The organism is Mesorhizobium sp. J18, assembly GCF_007829525.1.
Classification (GTDB): Bacteria; Pseudomonadota; Alphaproteobacteria; order Rhizobiales; family Rhizobiaceae; genus VLJP01.
In genome coordinates this window covers 59,170-76,880 of the sequence record NZ_VLJP01000001.1, presented here as the reverse complement: position 1 = coordinate 76,880, position 17,711 = coordinate 59,170, and the positions used below count along the sequence as shown (strand labels likewise).

General features: G+C 60.3%; 21 protein-coding genes and 1 other RNA gene. 8 read left to right on the top strand and 14 right to left on the bottom strand.

The features are described from left to right. Positions 1 to 12: 12 nt before the first annotated feature. The gene (locus L598_RS00365; protein ID WP_144858928.1) at positions 13 to 759 is read right to left on the bottom strand and encodes a pyridoxine 5'-phosphate synthase; all 747 of its coding nucleotides are present in this window, start codon (positions 757 to 759) and stop codon (positions 13 to 15) included. Positions 760 to 890: 131 nt separating this feature from the next. Between L598_RS00365 and L598_RS00360 the strand changes: the two genes are divergently transcribed. From L598_RS00360 to L598_RS00350, 3 genes are all read left to right on the top strand, one after another. Continuing rightward, a complete protein-coding gene (locus L598_RS00360) occupies positions 891 to 1,292 on the top strand; it encodes an STAS/SEC14 domain-containing protein (protein ID WP_144858926.1) in 402 nt (133 codons plus the stop codon). Positions 1,293 to 1,487: 195 nt separating this feature from the next. Next, positions 1,488 to 2,741: a PQQ-dependent sugar dehydrogenase gene (locus L598_RS00355; RefSeq protein ID WP_144858924.1), complete on the top strand. Its 1,254-nt coding sequence runs from the start codon at positions 1,488 to 1,490 to the stop codon at positions 2,739 to 2,741. A 52-nt stretch (positions 2,742 to 2,793) separates the two neighbouring features. Next, positions 2,794 to 3,123, top strand: coding sequence for a cytochrome c (locus tag L598_RS00350; protein ID WP_144858922.1), 330 nt, complete (start codon positions 2,794 to 2,796; stop codon positions 3,121 to 3,123). 92 nt (positions 3,124 to 3,215) lie between these two features. On the opposite strand, the gene L598_RS00345 is transcribed toward L598_RS00350, so the two are convergent. The 6 genes from L598_RS00345 to miaA all read right to left on the bottom strand — a co-directional run bounded on the left by L598_RS00345 (position 3,216) and on the right by miaA (position 8,935). Continuing rightward, positions 3,216 to 4,343, bottom strand: coding sequence for an ATP-dependent RecD-like DNA helicase (locus L598_RS00345; RefSeq protein ID WP_144858920.1), 1,128 nt, complete (start codon positions 4,341 to 4,343; stop codon positions 3,216 to 3,218). Positions 4,344 to 4,617: 274 nt separating this feature from the next. Further along, a complete protein-coding gene (gene ilvN / locus L598_RS00340) occupies positions 4,618 to 5,190 on the bottom strand; it encodes an acetolactate synthase small subunit (protein WP_144858918.1) in 573 nt (190 codons plus the stop codon). 25 nt (positions 5,191 to 5,215) lie between these two features. Continuing rightward, a complete protein-coding gene (locus L598_RS00335) occupies positions 5,216 to 5,611 on the bottom strand; it encodes a type II toxin-antitoxin system VapC family toxin (RefSeq protein ID WP_144858916.1) in 396 nt (131 codons plus the stop codon). Then, on the bottom strand, positions 5,595 to 5,870 hold the full coding sequence (locus tag L598_RS00330; RefSeq protein ID WP_144858914.1) for an AbrB/MazE/SpoVT family DNA-binding domain-containing protein: 276 nt from the start codon (positions 5,868 to 5,870) through the stop codon (positions 5,595 to 5,597). Before L598_RS00330 ends, L598_RS00335 begins: the two co-directional genes overlap by 17 nt. Before the next feature lie 61 nt (positions 5,871 to 5,931). After that, positions 5,932 to 7,731 (bottom strand): acetolactate synthase 3 large subunit, encoded by a 1,800-nt coding sequence (locus L598_RS00325; protein ID WP_281407345.1) that lies wholly within the window; start codon positions 7,729 to 7,731, stop codon positions 5,932 to 5,934. A 262-nt stretch (positions 7,732 to 7,993) separates the two neighbouring features. Continuing rightward, a complete protein-coding gene (gene miaA, locus L598_RS00320) occupies positions 7,994 to 8,935 on the bottom strand; it encodes a tRNA (adenosine(37)-N6)-dimethylallyltransferase MiaA (protein WP_144858912.1) in 942 nt (313 codons plus the stop codon). Between miaA and serB the strand changes: the two genes are divergently transcribed. Together serB and L598_RS00310 are read left to right on the top strand one after the other, a co-directional pair. Beyond that, positions 8,934 to 9,821, top strand: a complete 888-nt coding sequence (gene serB / locus L598_RS00315; RefSeq protein WP_144858910.1) for a phosphoserine phosphatase SerB — start codon at positions 8,934 to 8,936, stop codon at positions 9,819 to 9,821. The two genes, miaA and serB, sit on opposite strands and share 2 nt — an antisense overlap. After that, positions 9,818 to 10,447, top strand: a complete 630-nt coding sequence (locus tag L598_RS00310; RefSeq protein WP_144858908.1) for a GNAT family N-acetyltransferase — start codon at positions 9,818 to 9,820, stop codon at positions 10,445 to 10,447. The genes serB and L598_RS00310 overlap by 4 nt, the downstream gene beginning before the upstream one ends. Positions 10,448 to 10,458: 11 nt before the next feature. Here L598_RS00310 and L598_RS00305 read toward each other — a convergent pair whose 3' ends face one another. The 7 genes from L598_RS00305 to L598_RS00275 form a co-directional block, all read right to left on the bottom strand. After that, positions 10,459 to 11,871: a DegQ family serine endoprotease gene (locus tag L598_RS00305; protein ID WP_246658573.1), complete on the bottom strand. Its 1,413-nt coding sequence runs from the start codon at positions 11,869 to 11,871 to the stop codon at positions 10,459 to 10,461. Positions 11,872 to 12,110: 239 nt separating this feature from the next. After that, on the bottom strand, positions 12,111 to 12,296 hold the full coding sequence (locus L598_RS00300) for a DUF2065 family protein (protein ID WP_144859341.1): 186 nt from the start codon (positions 12,294 to 12,296) through the stop codon (positions 12,111 to 12,113). Between the two features lie 5 nt (positions 12,297 to 12,301). Next, positions 12,302 to 13,282 carry a protease modulator HflC gene (locus L598_RS00295; protein ID WP_144858904.1) on the bottom strand — a complete coding sequence of 327 codons (981 nt, stop codon included), beginning with the start codon at positions 13,280 to 13,282 and terminating at the stop codon, positions 12,302 to 12,304. Then, positions 13,282 to 14,397: an FtsH protease activity modulator HflK gene (hflK, locus tag L598_RS00290; RefSeq protein WP_144858902.1), complete on the bottom strand. Its 1,116-nt coding sequence runs from the start codon at positions 14,395 to 14,397 to the stop codon at positions 13,282 to 13,284. Before hflK ends, L598_RS00295 begins: the two co-directional genes overlap by 1 nt. Positions 14,398 to 14,534: 137 nt before the next feature. Next, a complete protein-coding gene (locus tag L598_RS00285; protein ID WP_144858900.1) occupies positions 14,535 to 15,053 on the bottom strand; it encodes a dihydrofolate reductase in 519 nt (172 codons plus the stop codon). A 19-nt stretch (positions 15,054 to 15,072) separates the two neighbouring features. Next, positions 15,073 to 15,867 (bottom strand): thymidylate synthase, encoded by a 795-nt coding sequence (locus L598_RS00280; RefSeq protein ID WP_144858898.1) that lies wholly within the window; start codon positions 15,865 to 15,867, stop codon positions 15,073 to 15,075. A gap of 169 nt (positions 15,868 to 16,036) precedes the next feature. Beyond that, positions 16,037 to 16,348 carry a DUF2853 family protein gene (locus L598_RS00275; protein WP_144858896.1) on the bottom strand — a complete coding sequence of 104 codons (312 nt, stop codon included), beginning with the start codon at positions 16,346 to 16,348 and terminating at the stop codon, positions 16,037 to 16,039. 139 nt (positions 16,349 to 16,487) lie between these two features. Here L598_RS00275 and ssrA point away from each other — a divergent pair. From ssrA to L598_RS00260, 3 genes are all read left to right on the top strand, one after another. Then, positions 16,488 to 16,849: a transfer-messenger RNA gene (gene ssrA / locus L598_RS00270) on the top strand. 51 nt (positions 16,850 to 16,900) lie between these two features. Beyond that, positions 16,901 to 17,080, top strand: a complete 180-nt coding sequence (locus L598_RS00265) for a hypothetical protein (protein ID WP_144858894.1) — start codon at positions 16,901 to 16,903, stop codon at positions 17,078 to 17,080. Positions 17,081 to 17,157: 77 nt separating this feature from the next. After that, on the top strand, positions 17,158 to 17,703 hold the full coding sequence (locus L598_RS00260) for an SspB family protein (protein ID WP_144858892.1): 546 nt from the start codon (positions 17,158 to 17,160) through the stop codon (positions 17,701 to 17,703). Positions 17,704 to 17,711 lie beyond the last annotated feature (8 nt).

Here is a 17,711-nt window from a genome sequence, read left to right as displayed (position 1 = left end):
CCTGAAGCAAAACTACCAGCCGCAGGCTTTCACGAAGCGCCGTACCGTCTCGGCCATCCCATATTCCAGCGCATCGGCGGTCAAACCGTGGCCGATGGAGACTTCGGCGAGATTGGGTATGCTTTTGGCCAGCGCGGGCAGGTTTGCCACAGTGAGATCGTGCCCCGCATTGACATCAAGCCCCGCCTGATTTGCCAAAAGAGCTGTTTTTCCCAGCTTTTCCAGTTCGTTGGCGGCCTTGGCTGGATCGTCGTATGCCCCCCCGTAGGGCCCCGTATAGAGCTCGATCCGATCGGCTCCTGTCGATTTGGCCGCCACGATCTGCTCCTCCGACGCGTCGGGGTCGCAAAAGAGTGAAACACGTGCGCCGTTTTTCCGCAGGCGCGCGACAATGGCGTGCAGGATATCGACGTTCGTGACGAAATCCCAGCCATGGTCGGAGGTCGGCTGCTCGGGGTCGTCAGGCACCAGCGTGACCTGCTCCGGTTCCGTTGCCTCCACCAGGTCGAGGAAATCCTGAGTCGGATAACCTTCCACATTGAATTCGCGGTCGGGAAACTCGTCGTCGATCAGCGCCCTGATCTCGGGCAGGTCCGAGAAGCGGGTATGCCGTTGATCTGGTCGCGGATGTACGGTCAGCCCATGCGCGCCGGCCTCAAGGGCTATGCGGCCAAGACCGGTCACACTCGGCCATGGCAGATCGCGGCGGTTCCTGAGCAGCGCGACGGCATTGAGATTGACGGAGAGCTTTGCTGGCATTTCGGACCTTCGGCTGAATGTTGTCGGCATCGCTATAGCATGTCTTTGGCATCTTCCATGGGAACAGATGCGCATCTTCATGTGTTTCAGAAATGGGATTGTTTCACAGCCGCGGTAGCAGGGAACCATGGATGCCGTTACATCCACTTGAACCGATGCCGGCGATACGCCGCCTCGAAACCGACCGTCCGGACCTTTTCGCCGTCGAGATATCCGGCCATGTCGCAGGCTCGGATGTGGAGAACCTCTACGGGCTTCTCGAAGGCGCCTATGCGGTCCACGACAAGATCGACCTCCTGATCCGCATAGTGGACGAGGATGGTTTCGACAGGGAAATCGCTTCCGACACGATAGAGGAAGGCCGCGCCCATGCCCGACAGCATGTGCGCCGCTGTGCGACCGTCGGGAATTCCAGGATAGCCTCCCGGATCGCCAGCATCTTCAGCCCCTCCCCTCAAGTGGATCTCCGCCACTTCAACGGCGACGAGGAGGCCGAAGCCTGGGAATGGCTGGGAGCGACCTGGGTCGAATAGGAGACCTGACCGGTACCCGGCAGTCAAGTTTTATTGACCGCTGCACTTTCCAATGAATGAGTAAACATTCAGATTTTCTCGATCTCATGTTGCATTGCAAAGCAACATGAGATCGAACCTGCGTTGTGGCCAAGCACTTTCGTGTTATGCTTTGGAAATTGGGCGGGACGGCTCCTATTTGAAGTGGAGGAGGAAATGGAGGACCGTCTACTTGCACCGACGGCCGCGCTCATCTTTGCGTTTGCAGGGACTGCGCATGCCCAGGACAATATGCAGAAGCTTGAAAACATGCAGTCGACCGGGACCGGGTCGGATGCCTTCCAGTTTGTGCCGCAAGACGATGAATATGCAGCGCAACTTCGCAAGAACCTCGAAAAAATCGAGCTTCCCGAAGGCTTCAAGATCAATCTCTATGCGGTTGTTCCCGATGCCCGCCACATGGCTGTGGGACCGCAGGGCATCGTCACCTTCGTGGGCACGCGCAAGGACGCTGTCTGGGCGGTCACCGACCGTAACAAGGATGGCACGGCCGACGAGGTGAAGCGGTTCGCCCCCTCATTGGAGTTTACCATTCCAAACGGTGTGTGCTTCTCCAAGGATGGATTTCTCTACATTGCCGAACGCAATCGTGTGCGTTCCTTCCCGGCGGCCGAGTTCTTCTACGAAAGCCCCGACGTGGCGGCAGGCGATGTTGTGAAGGAGGGCGAACTCATTCCGGGAGGAGACGAATCCTTCAATCACACCGCACGCGTCTGTGCCATCGGTCCGGACAACAAGCTCTATATTCAGATCGGACAGCCCTTCAACGTCCCGCCTCCCGAGAAGCAGGAGGAATATAAAAAGACCGGAATTGGCGGCATCATCCGCATGGACCAGAATGGCGCCAACCGCGAGATCTATGCCGACGGGTTGCGCAATCCGCTCGGCCTCGACTTCCATCCCGAAACCGGCGAGTTGTGGACCAATGACAATCAGGTCGACGGCATGGGCGACGACACGCCGCCCGGGGAACTGAACCGCATCACCGAGATGGGACAGAATTTCGGCTTCCCATGGTATGGCGGCGGTGACGTTCGCACCGAAGAATACAAGAACAGCGAACCTCCTGCCGACGCGGTCATGCCAGTAGTTGAAACGACCGCGCATGCGGCCGACCTCGGCTTGATATTCTACACCGGGAACAAATTCCCGGCGCGTTACAAGAATGGCGTTTTCACCGCCCAGCACGGTTCGTGGAACCGCACTGTTCCGGCCGGAGCGCGCGTGCTGTTCACGCCGCTGAACGAAGACGGGACCGCCGGCGAGCAGGAGGAGTTCGCTGCCGGGTGGCTCACCCCGGATGGCGAATATATCGGCAGGCCCGTCGCGCTGGCACAACTGCGTGACGGTTCACTGCTCGTTTCCGACGACTTTGCCGGTGCGATCTACCGCATCTCCTATGGAGACTGAGTAATCCGAAGGTCAAGGCGGCCCGCCGTGACCTCTCCTTGGAGATGTCCTTATGTTTCGTTATCTCATCGGCGCCGGGTTTGCGGCGAGCTTGCTGGCAGTGCTGAATCCCGCCGTAGCAGCCGATGCCGTGGCAGGCAAAACCAAGGCCGCGCAATGCGCCGTCTGTCACGGCCTGGACGGTCTCGCAAAGAACCCCGACGCGCCGAATCTCGCCGGCGACAGCGCCAACTATATACGTAAACAGCTAGACGCTTACAGGAGCGGAGCGCGCAGTGACCCCCAGATGACCATAATGGCCAAAAACCTCACCGATGAGGATATTGCAGACCTCGCTGCCTGGTATTCCAGCATCGAAGTCACGGTCGAAATGCCGAAATAGGCATTCCGGACGTAGATTCGTCATTTTCAGCGGCGACGAGGAGACCGAGTCCGGGAAATGGATGGGAGCAACGAGGCCAGGAAGAGGTCTGATCAGCGCACGACTGTCAGGCGATCCGCCGCGCGTGTGATGGCGGTATAGAGCCAGCGCTGGCGCGTATCGCGAAAAGCAAAGCTCTCGTCGAACAGGACCACATTGTTCCATTGCGAGCCTTGCGCCTTATGGACGGTGAGCGCATAGCCGTAATCGAAATCATCGTAGCGTTTCCTGGTCGACCAGGGAATTTCCTCCTGCATTTCCTCAAAGGCCGCCTTGAGGAGCTTGATCTTGGCTATCCCGCGATCAGGATCATCTTCCTCCGGCGACACGAGCAGGTTGATGCCCGGCTTGGAGGTTTCCCGTGACGAGGTCATCACCTTCCACAGGGAGCCGTTGAGCAGGCCCTTGGCGGGATCGTTGCGCAGGCAAACCAGCTTGTCACCGGCCTGCGGATAGCTGGCGTCGAAGCCCTTCAGTTCGCGAAGCCGCTGATTGTAGCGGCGGCGTGTGCGGTTGACGCCGACCAAGACCTGATCGGCCTCGAGGACCAGTTCCTGCGTGACCTCCTGCTTCGAGATGACTTTCGCCGTGCCATAATCGCCATGCATGAATTCCCGTCCTTCGCGGACATCGAGTGCAAGCTGGATAATCGGATTGTCGCGCGCCTGGCGGTGGATTTCGGTGAGCAGGAAATCCGGTTCGTGCTCTGTGAAGAAGCCGCCGCCTGAAATCGGCGGCAGCTGCGCCGGATCACCGAGCACGAGGATGGGCGTGCCAAAGGAGAGGAGATCCCGGCCAAGTTCCTCGTCCACCATGGAGCATTCATCGATGATGACGAGCTTGGCCTTGGCGATCGGGCTTTGACGGTTGAGCGAAAAGGTCGGCGACATAGTCGTTCGCCCTGTCGTCTCGTCCTCCACCTGCTCCTCGCCGCGCGGGCGGTAGATCAGGGAATGGATGGTACGCGCATTGACTGCACCTTTCGAACGCAGGACCTGTGCGGCCTTGCCTGTGAAGGCGGCGAATTGCACGCTTCCGTCCACATGTTCGGCAAAATAGCGAGCCAGCGTGGTCTTTCCTGTGCCCGCATAACCGAAAAGGCGGAAAATCTGCGGCTTTCCGGCCTTGAGCCATCGGTCGACGGCCTTCAGCGCCTCGTCCTGTTGCGGGGAGAATTTCATAATGCTGAAAGACAGGATTCGCGCGCGAAGGGCAAGGCGTCAGCCTCAGCGCAAGCCGGTCTGGGTGAAATCATTGCCCTTGTAGAGTGTTGAGATTCAAGCTGTCTGGCATGGCGATCATTTCCCCGCGATCTCAGAATTTCGACTTCAGTCGGCAAAAAGAATAGCATACGGAAATTGGAACATAAAGCGAACATATCCATGGCCGGAGGTCATGAATTGCCTTGGCAGACTCAAATTGTTGAGCTCGATGGGCAGGAGCAAAAAGCCGCTCCTACATCCCCTCCGGCCCGCGATTCATGGCAGCAACGCCGGTGCGGCAGACTTCCACCAGACCGAGTGGCTTCATGATGGCGATGAACTGCTCGATCTTGGATACACGGCCGGTAATCTCGAAGATGAAATGTTCCGTATTGGCGTCGATGACGCTGGCACGGAAGGCATCAGCAAGGCGCAATGCCTCAACGCGGTTGTCGCCTACCCCCGTAACCTTGACGAGAGCCAGTTCGCGCTCCAGCGGCCGCTCCTGCCCTCGCTCACGGGCAACAACGCTCAAATCCACCACCCTGTGCACCGGCACGATGCGTTCGAGCTGATGCTTGATCTGCTCCAGCACATGCGGTGTGCCGCGCGTCACGATCGTTATGCGGGAAAGATGCCGCTCATGCTCGGTCTCGGAGACTGTGAGGCTGTCGATATTGTAGCCCCGCCCGGAGAAGAGCCCGATTACCCGCGCCAGCACCCCCGGCTCGTTGTCGACCAGAACCGAAAGCGTGTGGCTTTCCGGCTTCTCTGTCTCCTTGGCGATGAAATAGGCCGAACCGGTGGGCTGAAGATGGGTGGTCATTTGCATTCCTGTATTTGCATTATGCCTATGGCTCTCGAACCGGACGATTCGGAATGTTTCGCTCTGCATTGCGAATGAGCTTCTTGTCGAAGGTATAAAATACGTCGCAGTCTACAGCGGTGTTCAGGTGAAGTGCATCGGCGAAATCCATACCTGCGCGACATGCCTCGACCGCGTTTTCCAAGACACGCCTCTCCTGAAACAACATGGCATCGAATCCGAGAACCCGATCGAATGCGTCGCAGATTTGCGCTCGCTGGAAACCGAAATAGCTTCGCAACACCCACTCCGTCTCGAGCATGACGCTTAACGACACGAAAAATTGGCCGGAGGAAAGGAGCCTCCGCGCAGGTGCTACATGCTCGCTTCCGTCGTCGACAAGAAAGCGGATAAGCACATTGGTATCAATGGCGCTCGGCATTCCACATCCGCCGTGCTTCCTCCTCCACGCCTCGCTCCATATCCTCAAGCGTCACCGGAGGACCGTCATATTTCAGGAAGCCTGCAACCTCGTCGAACGTGTATTTCTTACGCTCTTTTCTGAGGAGCGGCGTCAGAATAATGCGGTCAACCATGGTCTCGATATTCACTTCCGAGCCAGCGACCAGCCCGAACTCGTCTCTCACCGCCTTCGGCAGCACGAGTTGTCCTTTGCTCGATATCTTCGCTCGAACATTCATCTCGCTCTCCTAAAGTAAGATGCGGTAAGACAATATACGGCTTACCATGTCTTACTTCAACTCACACCAGTTCCCTGCCCTTGGCGTCGATTGCGTTGGCCACCACTTCATCCGTTGCCTCGTCCGGCAGCAGCATCTCGTTATGCGCCTTGCCGGAGGGGATCATCGGGAAGCAGTTGGCAAGAGCGGCCACCCGGCAGTCGAACAGAACCGGCTTGCGGATCTCGATCATTTCCTTGATGGCATCGTCGAGGTCACCCGGTTTCTCGCAGCGTATGCCATGGCCGCCATAGGCTTCGGCCAGCTTCACGAAATCCGGCATGGCCTCCGTATAGGAATGCGACAGCCGGTTCCCATGCAGAAGCTGCTGCCACTGCCGCACCATTCCCATATACTGGTTGTTGAGGATGAAGATCTTGATCGGCGCCTCGTACTGAACGGCCGAGCTCATCTCCTGCATGGTCATCTGAACGGATGCGTCGCCGGCAATGTCGATCACCAGCGCGTCGGGATGGGCGATCTGCACGCCAAGGGCTGCCGGCAGGCCGTAGCCCATCGTACCGAGTCCGCCCGAGGTCATCCAGCGGTTCGGCTTCTCGAAGCCGAAGTGCTGCGCGGCCCACATCTGGTGCTGGCCGACCTCGGTGGTAATGAATGTCTCGCGCCCTTTGGTCGCCTCGTAGAGCCTCTGGATGGCATATTGCGGCATGATGACGTCGTCATTCGGACGATAGGCGAGCGAATCCCGCGCCCGCCACTTTTCGATCTGTTCCCACCAGGGCTTGAGCGCGGCCTTGTCGGTCTTGGCCGTCGCCCGCCACAGACGGACCATATCCTCCAGCACCCTTCCGACATCGCCGATGATCGGCACATCGACGCGGACATTCTTGTTGATCGAGGACGGGTCGATGTCGATGTGGATCTTCTTGGAATGGGGCGAGAAGGCATCGACACGGCCTGTGATGCGGTCATCGAAACGTGCGCCAAGGCAGAGCATGACGTCGCAGTCATGCATCGCCATATTGGCTTCATAGGTGCCGTGCATGCCGAGCATGCCGAGCCAGTTCTTGCCTGAGGCCGGATAGGCCCCGAGTCCCATCAGCGTCGAGGTGATCGGAAAGCCTGTGAGGTCCACCAGTTCGCGCAGGAGATGGCTCGCCTCCGGGCCGGAATTGATCACGCCGCCGCCTGAATAGATGATCGGCCTACGGGCACCGGCCAGCAGCGCCACGGCCTCTTTGATCCTTTCGAGATCCCCCTGGACCGTCGGGTGATAGCTGGTGCGCGGCGCCGTCTGCGGCGAGGTGTAGATTCCCTTGGCGAACTGGATGTCCTTCGGGATATCCACCACGACCGGGCCGGGACGGCCTGTCGTCGCCACATGGAAGGCCTCATGAATGATGCGAGCAAGCTCGTTGACGTCCTTTACCAGCCAATTGTGCTTTGTGCAGGGACGCGTGATGCCGACCGTGTCGCATTCCTGAAAAGCGTCGGAGCCGATCAGCGTCGTCGGCACCTGACCGGTGATGCAGACCAGCGGAATCGAATCCATCAAGGCATCCTGCAGAGCCGTCACCGCATTGGTGGCGCCGGGGCCGGAGGTCACCAGCATGACCCCGGCCTTACCCGTCGAGCGGGCGTAACCCTCCGCAGCATGGCCGGCACCCTGCTCATGGCGCACCAGAATGTGCTGAACGTCATCCTGCTGGAAAAGCTCGTCATAAATCGGCAGCACGGCACCGCCCGGATAGCCAAAGATGTGCTTGACGCCATTGTCCTTGAGCGCCCGCACCACCATCTCGGCTCCCGACATCTCATTGCCGGTTTCGTTTCCTCTCGGATCTGTGTCTGCCTTCTGCATCGGTCTGGTCCCGCTTTTCGCGCCTTGCGGCATTCCTGGTCGTTTGACGGCCTCGCGGCCAATAAAAAAGGCCCCCGGAGGGAGCCTGCTTCGCGCATGAGTGGCTGTCGCCCGGCGGTTACACCGCCTTGCCCATGCGCGTTCCTACTACGAGAATGAGTGTCTGTTTCATGGGCGCGGACAGTAGTCGGCAATCATCGTGCCGTCAACGGCTTTTGTTCGGTACTTTTCTTTCGGTGCGTCACGGACGCTTAATGCCTCTTTAACCATGATCGGAAAGGCCCTTTGCATCCTCGGGCGGCACTTTATGCCATTCGGGCCCGAGCTGATGGCGCAGCCATGTGACCTGACGCTTTGCGTATTGGCGGGTTACCGCCTTGGCCCTTGAGACCGCCTCTTCCAGTGTCATCTTGCCATCCAGATAAGCCCGAAACTCCGGCACGCCGATCGCCTTCATGGCAGGCATCGAGGCATCCAGACGGAGCGCCAGCAGTTCCCTCACCTCCTCCACTGCGCCCGCCGCAACCATGCGGTCGAACCGCTCGTCAATTCTTCTGTGCAGCGATTCCCGATCAGGAACGAGCGCCAGAAGCCTGCTGGAACCCGCATCGACCAATGGTTGCGAGCGCTCTGCCTGCCATGCGCTGATGGGACGTCCCGAAGCTTCCAGCACCTCCAGGGCACGCAGGATGCGCTGCCCGTCCGAAGGCCGGATGGCTTCGGCGGCGGCAGGGTCCTTCCGCGACAGCAGGGCATGCAGGGCTTGTGGTCCCTCCTCAACAAGCCGACGGCGCAGCTTTTGCCTGATCTCGTCGGGAATGTCAGGCATGGGCGACAGCCCCTCCGTAAGCGCCCGGAAGTAAAGCCCCGTGCCGCCGACGAAGACGGCCGTACGGTTTTTGAACGTCCCCGCACCGATAAGACCGGCCACGTCGCGCATCCAGCGGCCCGTCGAATAGGGCTCGGATGGATGGACGTAGCCGTAGAGCTTGTGTGGTACCTTTGCCACGTCGGTTGCGGTCGGCCGCGCCGTTAGCACCGAGAGCACCGAATAGACCTGCATGGAATCGGCATTGACGACGATGCCGCCGGTGCGCCGGGCAAGTTCCATGGCAAGGTCGGACTTGCCGCTGGCGGTCGGCCCCGCTATCAGGATCGCGTTCTTCAACGGCCCGGCCTGACCGGGATCAGCGGACCGGTTCATGCCTCTCGTCGCCACTCTCATATCCAATCCGAAACAGCGCGCAGTGACGCCCGACCTTGCGAATAAGGCCACAGCGGCACTCGGCGCAAGCCATGTGGATTGGCTCGCCCCGCAAATCGCCTGCGATATCGTTCTTAGGCAGGGAATGCAGGCGGACGAAGCGAAGAAAATCCTGGCCGATCTGCTTTCCACTGTGCCTGTCGATTTCGCGGTGCATAAGGCCGAGGGCCGACGCAAGAAACTGCTGATCGCCGACATGGATTCCACCATGATCGATCAGGAATGCATCGACGAACTGGCCGACGAGATCGGCATCAAGGAGCATGTGGCCGCCATCACCGCGCGCGCCATGAACGGTGAGATCGCCTTCGAGCCTGCCCTGCGCGAGCGCGTCGCACTTCTGAAGGGTCTGGAGTCCTCGGTCATCGAAAGCGTGGTCGCGAACCGCATCACGCTTGCGGCCGGCGGTCGCGAACTGGTCGCCACCATGAATGCGAACGGCGCCAGGACGGCGCTGGTTTCGGGCGGCTTCGATGTCTTCACGTCCAAAATCGCCGAAAGGCTCGGTTTTCACGAGCAACAGGCGAACAGGCTTCTTGAGGAGGACGGCAAACTGACCGGCGAGGTAGCCGAGCCGATTCTCGGCAAGGCAGCAAAGGCCGAGGCCCTGCGTAGCCTGGCCGCGAGACTCAGCCTCGAAAATGCCGAGGTGCTGGCGGTCGGCGACGGAGCCAATGATCTCGACATGATCCGTATCGCCGGCATGGGGGTCGCACTCCATGCCAAGCCCGCAGTCGCGGCGGAGGCGCGTTTCCGCATCGACCATGGCGACCTGACGGCCCTTCTCTATCTTCAGGGCTATCGCCAATCGGAATTCTTGGCATGAAGCCGATCACCACCGAACGGCTGATCATCCGCAACTGGGAGGAGCGCGACCGCGGCCTCTTCCATCGGATCAATTCCGACGAGAAAGTGATGGAATTCTTCCCGTTCCGCCGGAACCGGGTCGAATCCGACCGGTTTTTCGACGAATTGCGGGCACGGATTGCCGAAAAGGGCTTCGGCTTCACCGCGATGGAATTGCGGGGTACAGCCGAATGCATCGGTTTCGCCGGACTGCATGCCGACAGCGTCGTTCCCTCCCTGCCCGCCGAGATGATCGAGATTGGCTGGSGGCTCGCGCCGGAATATTGGGGCAAGGGCTATGTGACCGAGGCAGCCGAGGCCCTTCTTCGGCACGGTTTCGAAGAGATGGGGCTGGACCGGATCGTCTCATTCGCCGTCTGGAACAACCAGCGTTCCATCAGTGTGATGCGCCGCATCGGCATGACGCCCGAGCCGGAACACGATTTCGATCACCCGAAAGTGCCCGACACGTATCCGCATCTGAAGCGGCATCTATTCTATCGCATCACGCGCGATGAATGGCTGGCGCGGAAGAAGGCAGCGTATAGACGGCGCGGCCCGAACAGAGCGGCACGAACAATCCGGTCGATGCCGGGCCACGACTAAAGGTCTACCCGTCAATCCATTCGGATTGTGACGAAGCGCAATTCACCTGTCTTTGAGGCCAGCATCAATAATGCGTTCTTGCGGCCTTGCTTCTTCAAGGCTTCCAGCCGCTCGACCATCTGCTGCGGAGAAGACACGGCTTCCTGAGCGATTTCGGCCACGACTTCGCCGGCTGCCACCCCCTTCTCGGCGGCAGGGGAACCGGGAGCGACCTCGGTTATCACCACGCCCGATACATCTTTGGATATCCCGAACTGCGACCGCGTTTCCTCATCCAGCGCGGCAAGGCTCATGCCGAGGACCTTGGCGACCTCGGCGGGCGCGCCTTCTTCGCTGGGCTGCCCGCCCGCCGTCTCGGTTTCCGCCAGCTTCTCACCGTCTTCGAGCCGGCCGAGCTTGACCTTGACCGTCTGTTCCTCGCCCTTGCGCACAATCACTACATCGACTTCCTTGCCGACCGGGCTTTCGGCGACGATGCGCGGCAGGTCGTGCATGTCATCGATCTCCTTGCCGTCGAAGCGGATGATGACGTCGCCGGGTTCGATCAGGCCGTTGTCGACCGGACCACCTTCCATGATGCCGCTCACAAGCGCTCCGTTGGCGCTATCCATGCCGAGGCTTTCGGCGATCTCGTCGGTCACCTCCTGAATACGGACGCCGAGCCATCCGCGCCGGGTCTCGCCGAATTCGCGCAACTGGTTGATGACGGAAACGGCCAGTTCCGAGGGGATCGAGAAGCCGATGCCGATGGAACCACCCGTCGGCGAAATGATGGCGGTGTTGATGCCGATCACCTCGCCGTTCATGTTGAAGAGCGGACCGCCCGAATTGCCTCGATTGATGGCAGCGTCGGTCTGGATGTAGTCGTCATAGGGGCCAGAGCCGATCTCGCGATTGCGCGCGGATACGATTCCCACGGTGACGCTACCGCCAAGCCCGAAGGGATTGCCGATCGCCATGACCCAATCACCAATGCGCATGGCATTGGAGTCGCCGAACTTGACTGCCGTCAGCTTCTTTTTGGTGGCATCAATCTTCAGGACTGCAAGATCCGTCTTGGGATCCTTGCCTACCAGTTCCGCATTCAGCTTCGAGCCGTCGGAAAAGTTCACGGCAATCTGGTCCGCGCCTTCGATGACGTGGTTGTTGGTAACCACGATGCCTTCATCGGCATCGATGATGAAGCCGGAGCCGAGTGACTGTACCTGGCGCGGGGAGCCGTCATTGCCCCGGCGATTGTTGAAGAACTCGTCGAAGAAATCCTGGAAGGGCGAGCCTTCCGGCAGTTGCGGCATAGGCACCTGACCGGACCCGCCGCCGCTTCGATCCATGTTCTGCGAGGTCGAGATATTGACCACCGCGCCGAGCAGGCCTTCGGCCAGATCGGCCACCGAGGCGGGCCCGCGCATTGCCGGCGCCTGCATCTGCGCCTGGGGTGCTTGTGGCGCCTGAGCTTTCTGTGCGGCAGCCGGCGACATTGCGAGGCCGGCCGCAACTGCCGTCACGAAAGACACCCCGCGTGCCGCCTGCGATAAACTGGACCAAATCATGCCAGATGTTCTCCCTGTCGCGGCTTTGGCATCGCATGTGCCGCATTCAACGATCATTCTGCAAGAAATAAGGCGTGGTTGGGGCTTCGCCCAGCTTCACGATAAATCCTGCGTTACCCGCGCACGCACCATACGAGAACGACCCCTGCCGCCATGGCCAGCAGGCCACCGATGCGCAGGGTCGATTCCGGCATTTGGGTCACCTCGGCGGCGAGCCGCTTGGCGAGATTGGGAGCGCCGCCGTAGACCAATCCCTCCAGCACGAGGACCAGACCCAGGGCGGCGACGAAATCAGCCACAGGACTCACTGTTCGGCGCTGCCATCAGCCTCCCCGCCTCCGGCGGGCTGTTCGGCCGCCGAAGCCGCAGGCCCACCAGTGCCATTTCCCCCGCGCTGGCCTTGCCCGCGGCCCTGGGGATCGCCAAAATAGCGGAAGAACTGCGAATCCGGCGAGAGCAGCATAGTGGTCCCCGCGGGATCGAGTGATTCACGGTAGGCCGACATCGAGCGATAGAATTCAAAGAATTCCGGATCGCGCTGGAAGGCATTTGCGAAGATCGCGTTGCGCTCCGCCTCGCCCTCACCGCGAAGGATTTCGGATTCCCGCTGTGCGGCGGCGAGGATTTCCACCACTTCGCGATCGGCACGCGCCCTGATACGGGCGGCAGCTTCGCGGCCTCGCGCACGCAGCCTTTCGGCCTCGGCCAGTCGCTCCGCCTTCATGCGGTCATAGGTCTGCTGGGAAACCTCGGCCGTCAAGTCGGTCCGGCGGACGCGCACGTCCCGGATTTCGAGACCAAGCGACGCAGCATCGGGCCGCAACTGGTCGGCGACCTCACGCATCATGGAGCCGCGCTCCTCCGACAGCGCCGCCTCGAAGCCGCGCAAGCCGTAGACACGGCGCAAGGCTGCATCGAGACGTGTCCTCAGACGCTGCTCCGCGAAGGCAACATTGCCGGAAACGGCTTGCCGGAAACGGCGCGGGTCGCTGATCGAATAGGCGACGAAGGCATCGACCTCGTAGAACTTGCCGCCCGAAACCTGAAGGCGGATGTCGTCGAGATCGAACCGCAGGATGCGATCCTCGATGATCTGCACATTGTCAGCTTCGAGGAAACCGAAAGGCAGCTTGAAATAGATGCCAGGCTCGGTCTCCACCTCCACGATTTCGCCAAAACGCAGCACGATCGCCTGCTGACGCTCATTGACCACGAAAATGGACGAGTAGACCAGGAAAAGAACGATGACGGCCAGTATGGCGATGAAAGGAAGACGGTTTGCCATCAGTTGCTTCCTCCCTGCGTCTGAAGCTGTCCCTGCCCGGTACTCTGCTGCCGCTGACGCAGTTCAGGCAGCGGCAGGTATGGAACGACGCCCGATCCGCCTTCCTGGCCGACGATCACCTTGTTGGCGCCTTTCAACACATTCTCGAGCGTCTCGAGGTACAGGCGCTCGCGCGTGACCTCGGGGGCTTTCGCATATTCCTCGTGCACCGAGATGAAGCGTTGTGCCTCACCCTCGGCTTCCTGGACGACACGGTTCTTGTAGGCTGCGGCTTCCTCGCGGATCTGTGCTGCCTCGCCGCGCGCCTGACCGAGTTTCTGGTTCGAATACTGGTTGGCCTCCTCGACGAAGCGGTCCTCATCCTGCTCGGCGCGCTGCACTTCGTCGAACGCATCGGCCACCTCGCGCGGCGGCGCCGCGTCCTCGATGGAGAGCGCATTGACCGTCAGGCCCGCGCCGTAATCCTCCATGGTGGTCTGTATGATGTCCCGGACGCTGTTGGCGATGCCCTCGCGATCGTCGCGGAACACATCCTGTGCCGGACGCCGGCCGACGACCTCGCGCATCGCGCTTTCGGCGACCTGTATCAGCATGGCGTCGGGGTCCGCGACACTGAACAGGTAAGCGATGGGGTCGGTGACCTGATAGGCCACTGAGAACTGGACGTCCACGATGTTTTGATCACCCGAAAGCATGAGACCGGTCGATGTGCCTCCGCGCGTTTCGCCGATATTGACAAGCTTTTCGGCGATGGTGGCTTTTTCAATGGTTTCGATCGGCCACCAGTGGAAGTGGAGACCAGGTTCGGAAAGTTCCGCCTTCGGCTTTCCGAAACGCAATTCCACCGCCAGCTCGTCGGGCTGGACGGTGTAGATGGACTGGAACAGCCACAGGGCGACGAGCACAAGGCCAATCAGCCCGATCATCGCCGGATTGGACCCGCCACCGCCCGGCAAAGCACGGCGCAGCCGATCCTGGCCGCGACGAATGATTTCCTCCAGATCAGGCGGCGAGCCTTGCGGGCCGCTCGGGCCCCGTGGTCCTTGCCCCCATGGGCCTCCTGTATTGCCGCCGCCCCCCCAAGGGCCGCCACCGCTCTGATTGTTCCAGGGCATTATGATTCCTTCTCGCTAGTCGCCACCCGAGGGCGACGGCCTTCCCGACGCCTTATATTTGCGGGACGGTTCCCTTTCAACACGACCACGTGTCGCAAGAAATTCGGCGCGCCGATGCCGGCACGGAGAGATCCGCCCTATTTCCCTTGGCGCCGTTCGTAAACGACATGTCGTGTGGGGTAAATGTCCTTTTCACCGGCAGGCACTTCCTCGGATCGCACCGGTTTCCAGACACCGGGCTCGATCTTGGGAAAATAGGTATCGCCATCGACATTCGCCAGCACATGCGTGACATAGAGCCGGTCGGCCAACGGCATCGCCTCGCGATAGACCTCTCCACCGCCAATGATGCTGACCTCGTCGGCCGGCGCCGAATCTCCGGCGGCCCTGCAGACCAGTTCCAGTGCCTCGCCCAGCGAGCCGACGACCTCAGCCCCTTCCGCCTTGTAGTTCCGGTCGCGGGTGATCACGATATTGCGCCGTCCCGGCAAGGGGTGCGTCGGAAAACTCTCCCAGGTTTTGCGTCCCATGAGGATGGGCTTGCCCATCGTCGTCGCCTTGAAACGCTTCAGATCGGTGGAAAGCCGCCAGGGCAGCCCGCCTTTGCTGCCAATCACCCCGTTCTCTGCGATTGCCACGACAAGTGCGATCTTCATCCCGCTTCTTCCAACCCAGTCACACGGCGATGGGCGCGCGGATGGTCGGATCGGCCTCGTAGTGCTCTAGGCGGAAATCCTCGTAGCGGAAGGCAAAGAGATCGGTGATCTCGGGATTGATCCACATTCCGGGCAACGGCTTGGGCGTGCGGCGCAACTGCTCCTTCGCCTGCTCGAAATGGTTCGCATAAAGATGCGCGTCACCGAGCGTGTGGACGAAATCACCCGGTTTCAGGTCGGTGACCTGCGCAATCATCATCGTCAGCAAGGCATAGGAGGCGATGTTGAAGGGCACGCCTAGGAAGATGTCGGCCGAGCGCTGGTAGAGCTGGCAGGACAGCCGGCCGTCGGCCACATGGAACTGGAAGAGACAATGACATGGTGGCAACGCCATATCGTCCACCTCGGCCGGATTCCAGGCCGTCACGATATGACGCCGTGAGTGAGGATTCGTCCGCAACTGCTTCAGAAGATTCGCAATCTGGTCGATGTGCCGTCCGTCCGGCGCAGGCCATGAGCGCCACTGGGCCCCGTAGACCGGGCCAAGATCCCCATTCTCGTCCGCCCACTCGTCCCAGATGGTGACGCCGTTATCGTTCAGATAGCGGATGTTGGTGTCGCCTTTCAGGAACCAGAGCAGTTCATGGATGATCGACTTCAGATGCAGCTTCTTGGTCGTCAGGGCCGGGAACCCCTCGGAAAGATCGAAACGCATCTGATAGCCGAAGACGGCTCGCGTGCCGGTTCCGGTCCGGTCGTCCCGGTCGATGCCCTTTTCCAGGACATGGGAGAGAAGATCGAGATATTGACGCATTCCGTTTGCCGATTCGTGTTTCGCGGCACCATAGCCCAACGGAACGAAATGGGCATCAGTCGATCCTGGACCGCGCGGCGATGCCCGCGGAAATATCCGGCTTATCTGACCGCGCCATTTCCGGGAGAGGCGACATGCGCCACGCCCGAAACCTGAACTTCGATTGGTTCTAGAGGGAGCTCAGCTTGTCGAGGTGCTTGGCGACCAGATAATAGAAGGTAACGCGGCTTTTGGTGTTGTCGCTCGACATGGTCTGGCAGACCTTCTCGATCACGGCATCGCATTTCGCCGCATCCGTCACGCCGAGCTTCTTTTCGCACCAGCGCTGCCGCACGCGCTCCAGCTCCTTGGGATCGGTGCACGAGACAAGCGACGAATCGCGGTTGCGCAACGCGATGCCGAGATGCCTGACGATCTTGTTGACCGCCTCCTCGCTGGCAGTCGCGTCATATTTCTTCACGTCTGCAACATAGTCGACCATGAAAATATTCCCTCCTTACCGATCCGAAAGGGCACCGGCCAATGGAAACCGACTGTCGGTGCAACCGTCGCCTTATTGTCGGCCCGTCCTCACCGGAAGCGAGCTTCGACAAACTGGGCTGGCGAGTCAATCCTCAAAAGGCCTTCCAAATCCGCCGCCTAGTTCCTATATTGGGCCCGTCAGCTCGACTGACTATGGCGATAAACGGCCGATGCAATAAGCCATTCGGACCCGGGGGCGGTACCCGGCGCCTCCACCACAAGCCGCCGCTGCTACGCTGGCGGTTTGTGATGGGGGCGAAACAGGATCGACGAGGGTGTAAAGATCGGACTTTCGCTCGGCATGGTACCACCGTTATCGGGCTAAACCTTATAGTTGCCAACGACAACTATGCTGAGGCACGTCTCGCTGCTTAATGCGGCGCGATAGTCTCGAATCAAGCCCTAGCAGTTAGCACTTCTAGGCGGGGTTCGGAGGCACCTGGCAACAGAAGCCTCCACTTACCCTCTTCCATCTCCCTATCTACAGCCCGCGCACATGCAGGACCTTCGCATGTCCGTCCCTGTCATGGCCCTGATCAATGCGGATCTGCAACTACCGATACTGTTCAACGAAACGCTGACAGACGAGCAGCTTGCCACCACGGCGACCACCGCCGCGCGCACCTTCCTGCACGCCTATGGCCGTCAGTACGCGCCGGCGGACAAGATCGAGGAAAAGCTTCCGGTCTGAGACCTGCTTTTACAGGTTTACGACCGCACGGACCTTGATTAGAGGTAGGTGGAACGAGTCCTGAACCTGTTCCTGCGATGGCTGAAGACCAGATCCGATACGACATTCTTGCCCAGGAGGCATTGCGTGGCGTCATGCGCAAGGTCCTGGCCGAAGTTTCGCGCACCGGCCTTCCGGGAAACCATCATTTCTTCATCACCTTCCTGACCAATGCGCCGGGAGTGCGCATATCGAGCCGGCTGCGCGAACGTTATCCGGACCAGATGACGATCGTGCTGCAGTACCAGTTCTGGGATTTGAAGGTGAGCGAGACGGGCTTCGAGGTCGGGCTTTCCTTCTCCGACATTCCCGAGAGACTCGAAATCCCCTTCTCCGCCGTGCGCGGCTTCTATGATCCGTCGGTCAATTTCGAACTCGAGTTCGACGTGAAGACCGATATTCCCGCTCCGGCCGAAGTCGACGCCCTGCCGGGACAGGAACGCACTGCGGACAGGAAGCCCGACGCAAAGACGACCAGGAAAAAGGATACGGTCCCTAGAGAGACCGCATCCGAAGGCGCAGAGGCGGAAAAGGAGGGCAAGAGCGCGGACGTCGTTTCCCTCGACGCCTTCCGCAAGAAGTGATCCCTGCC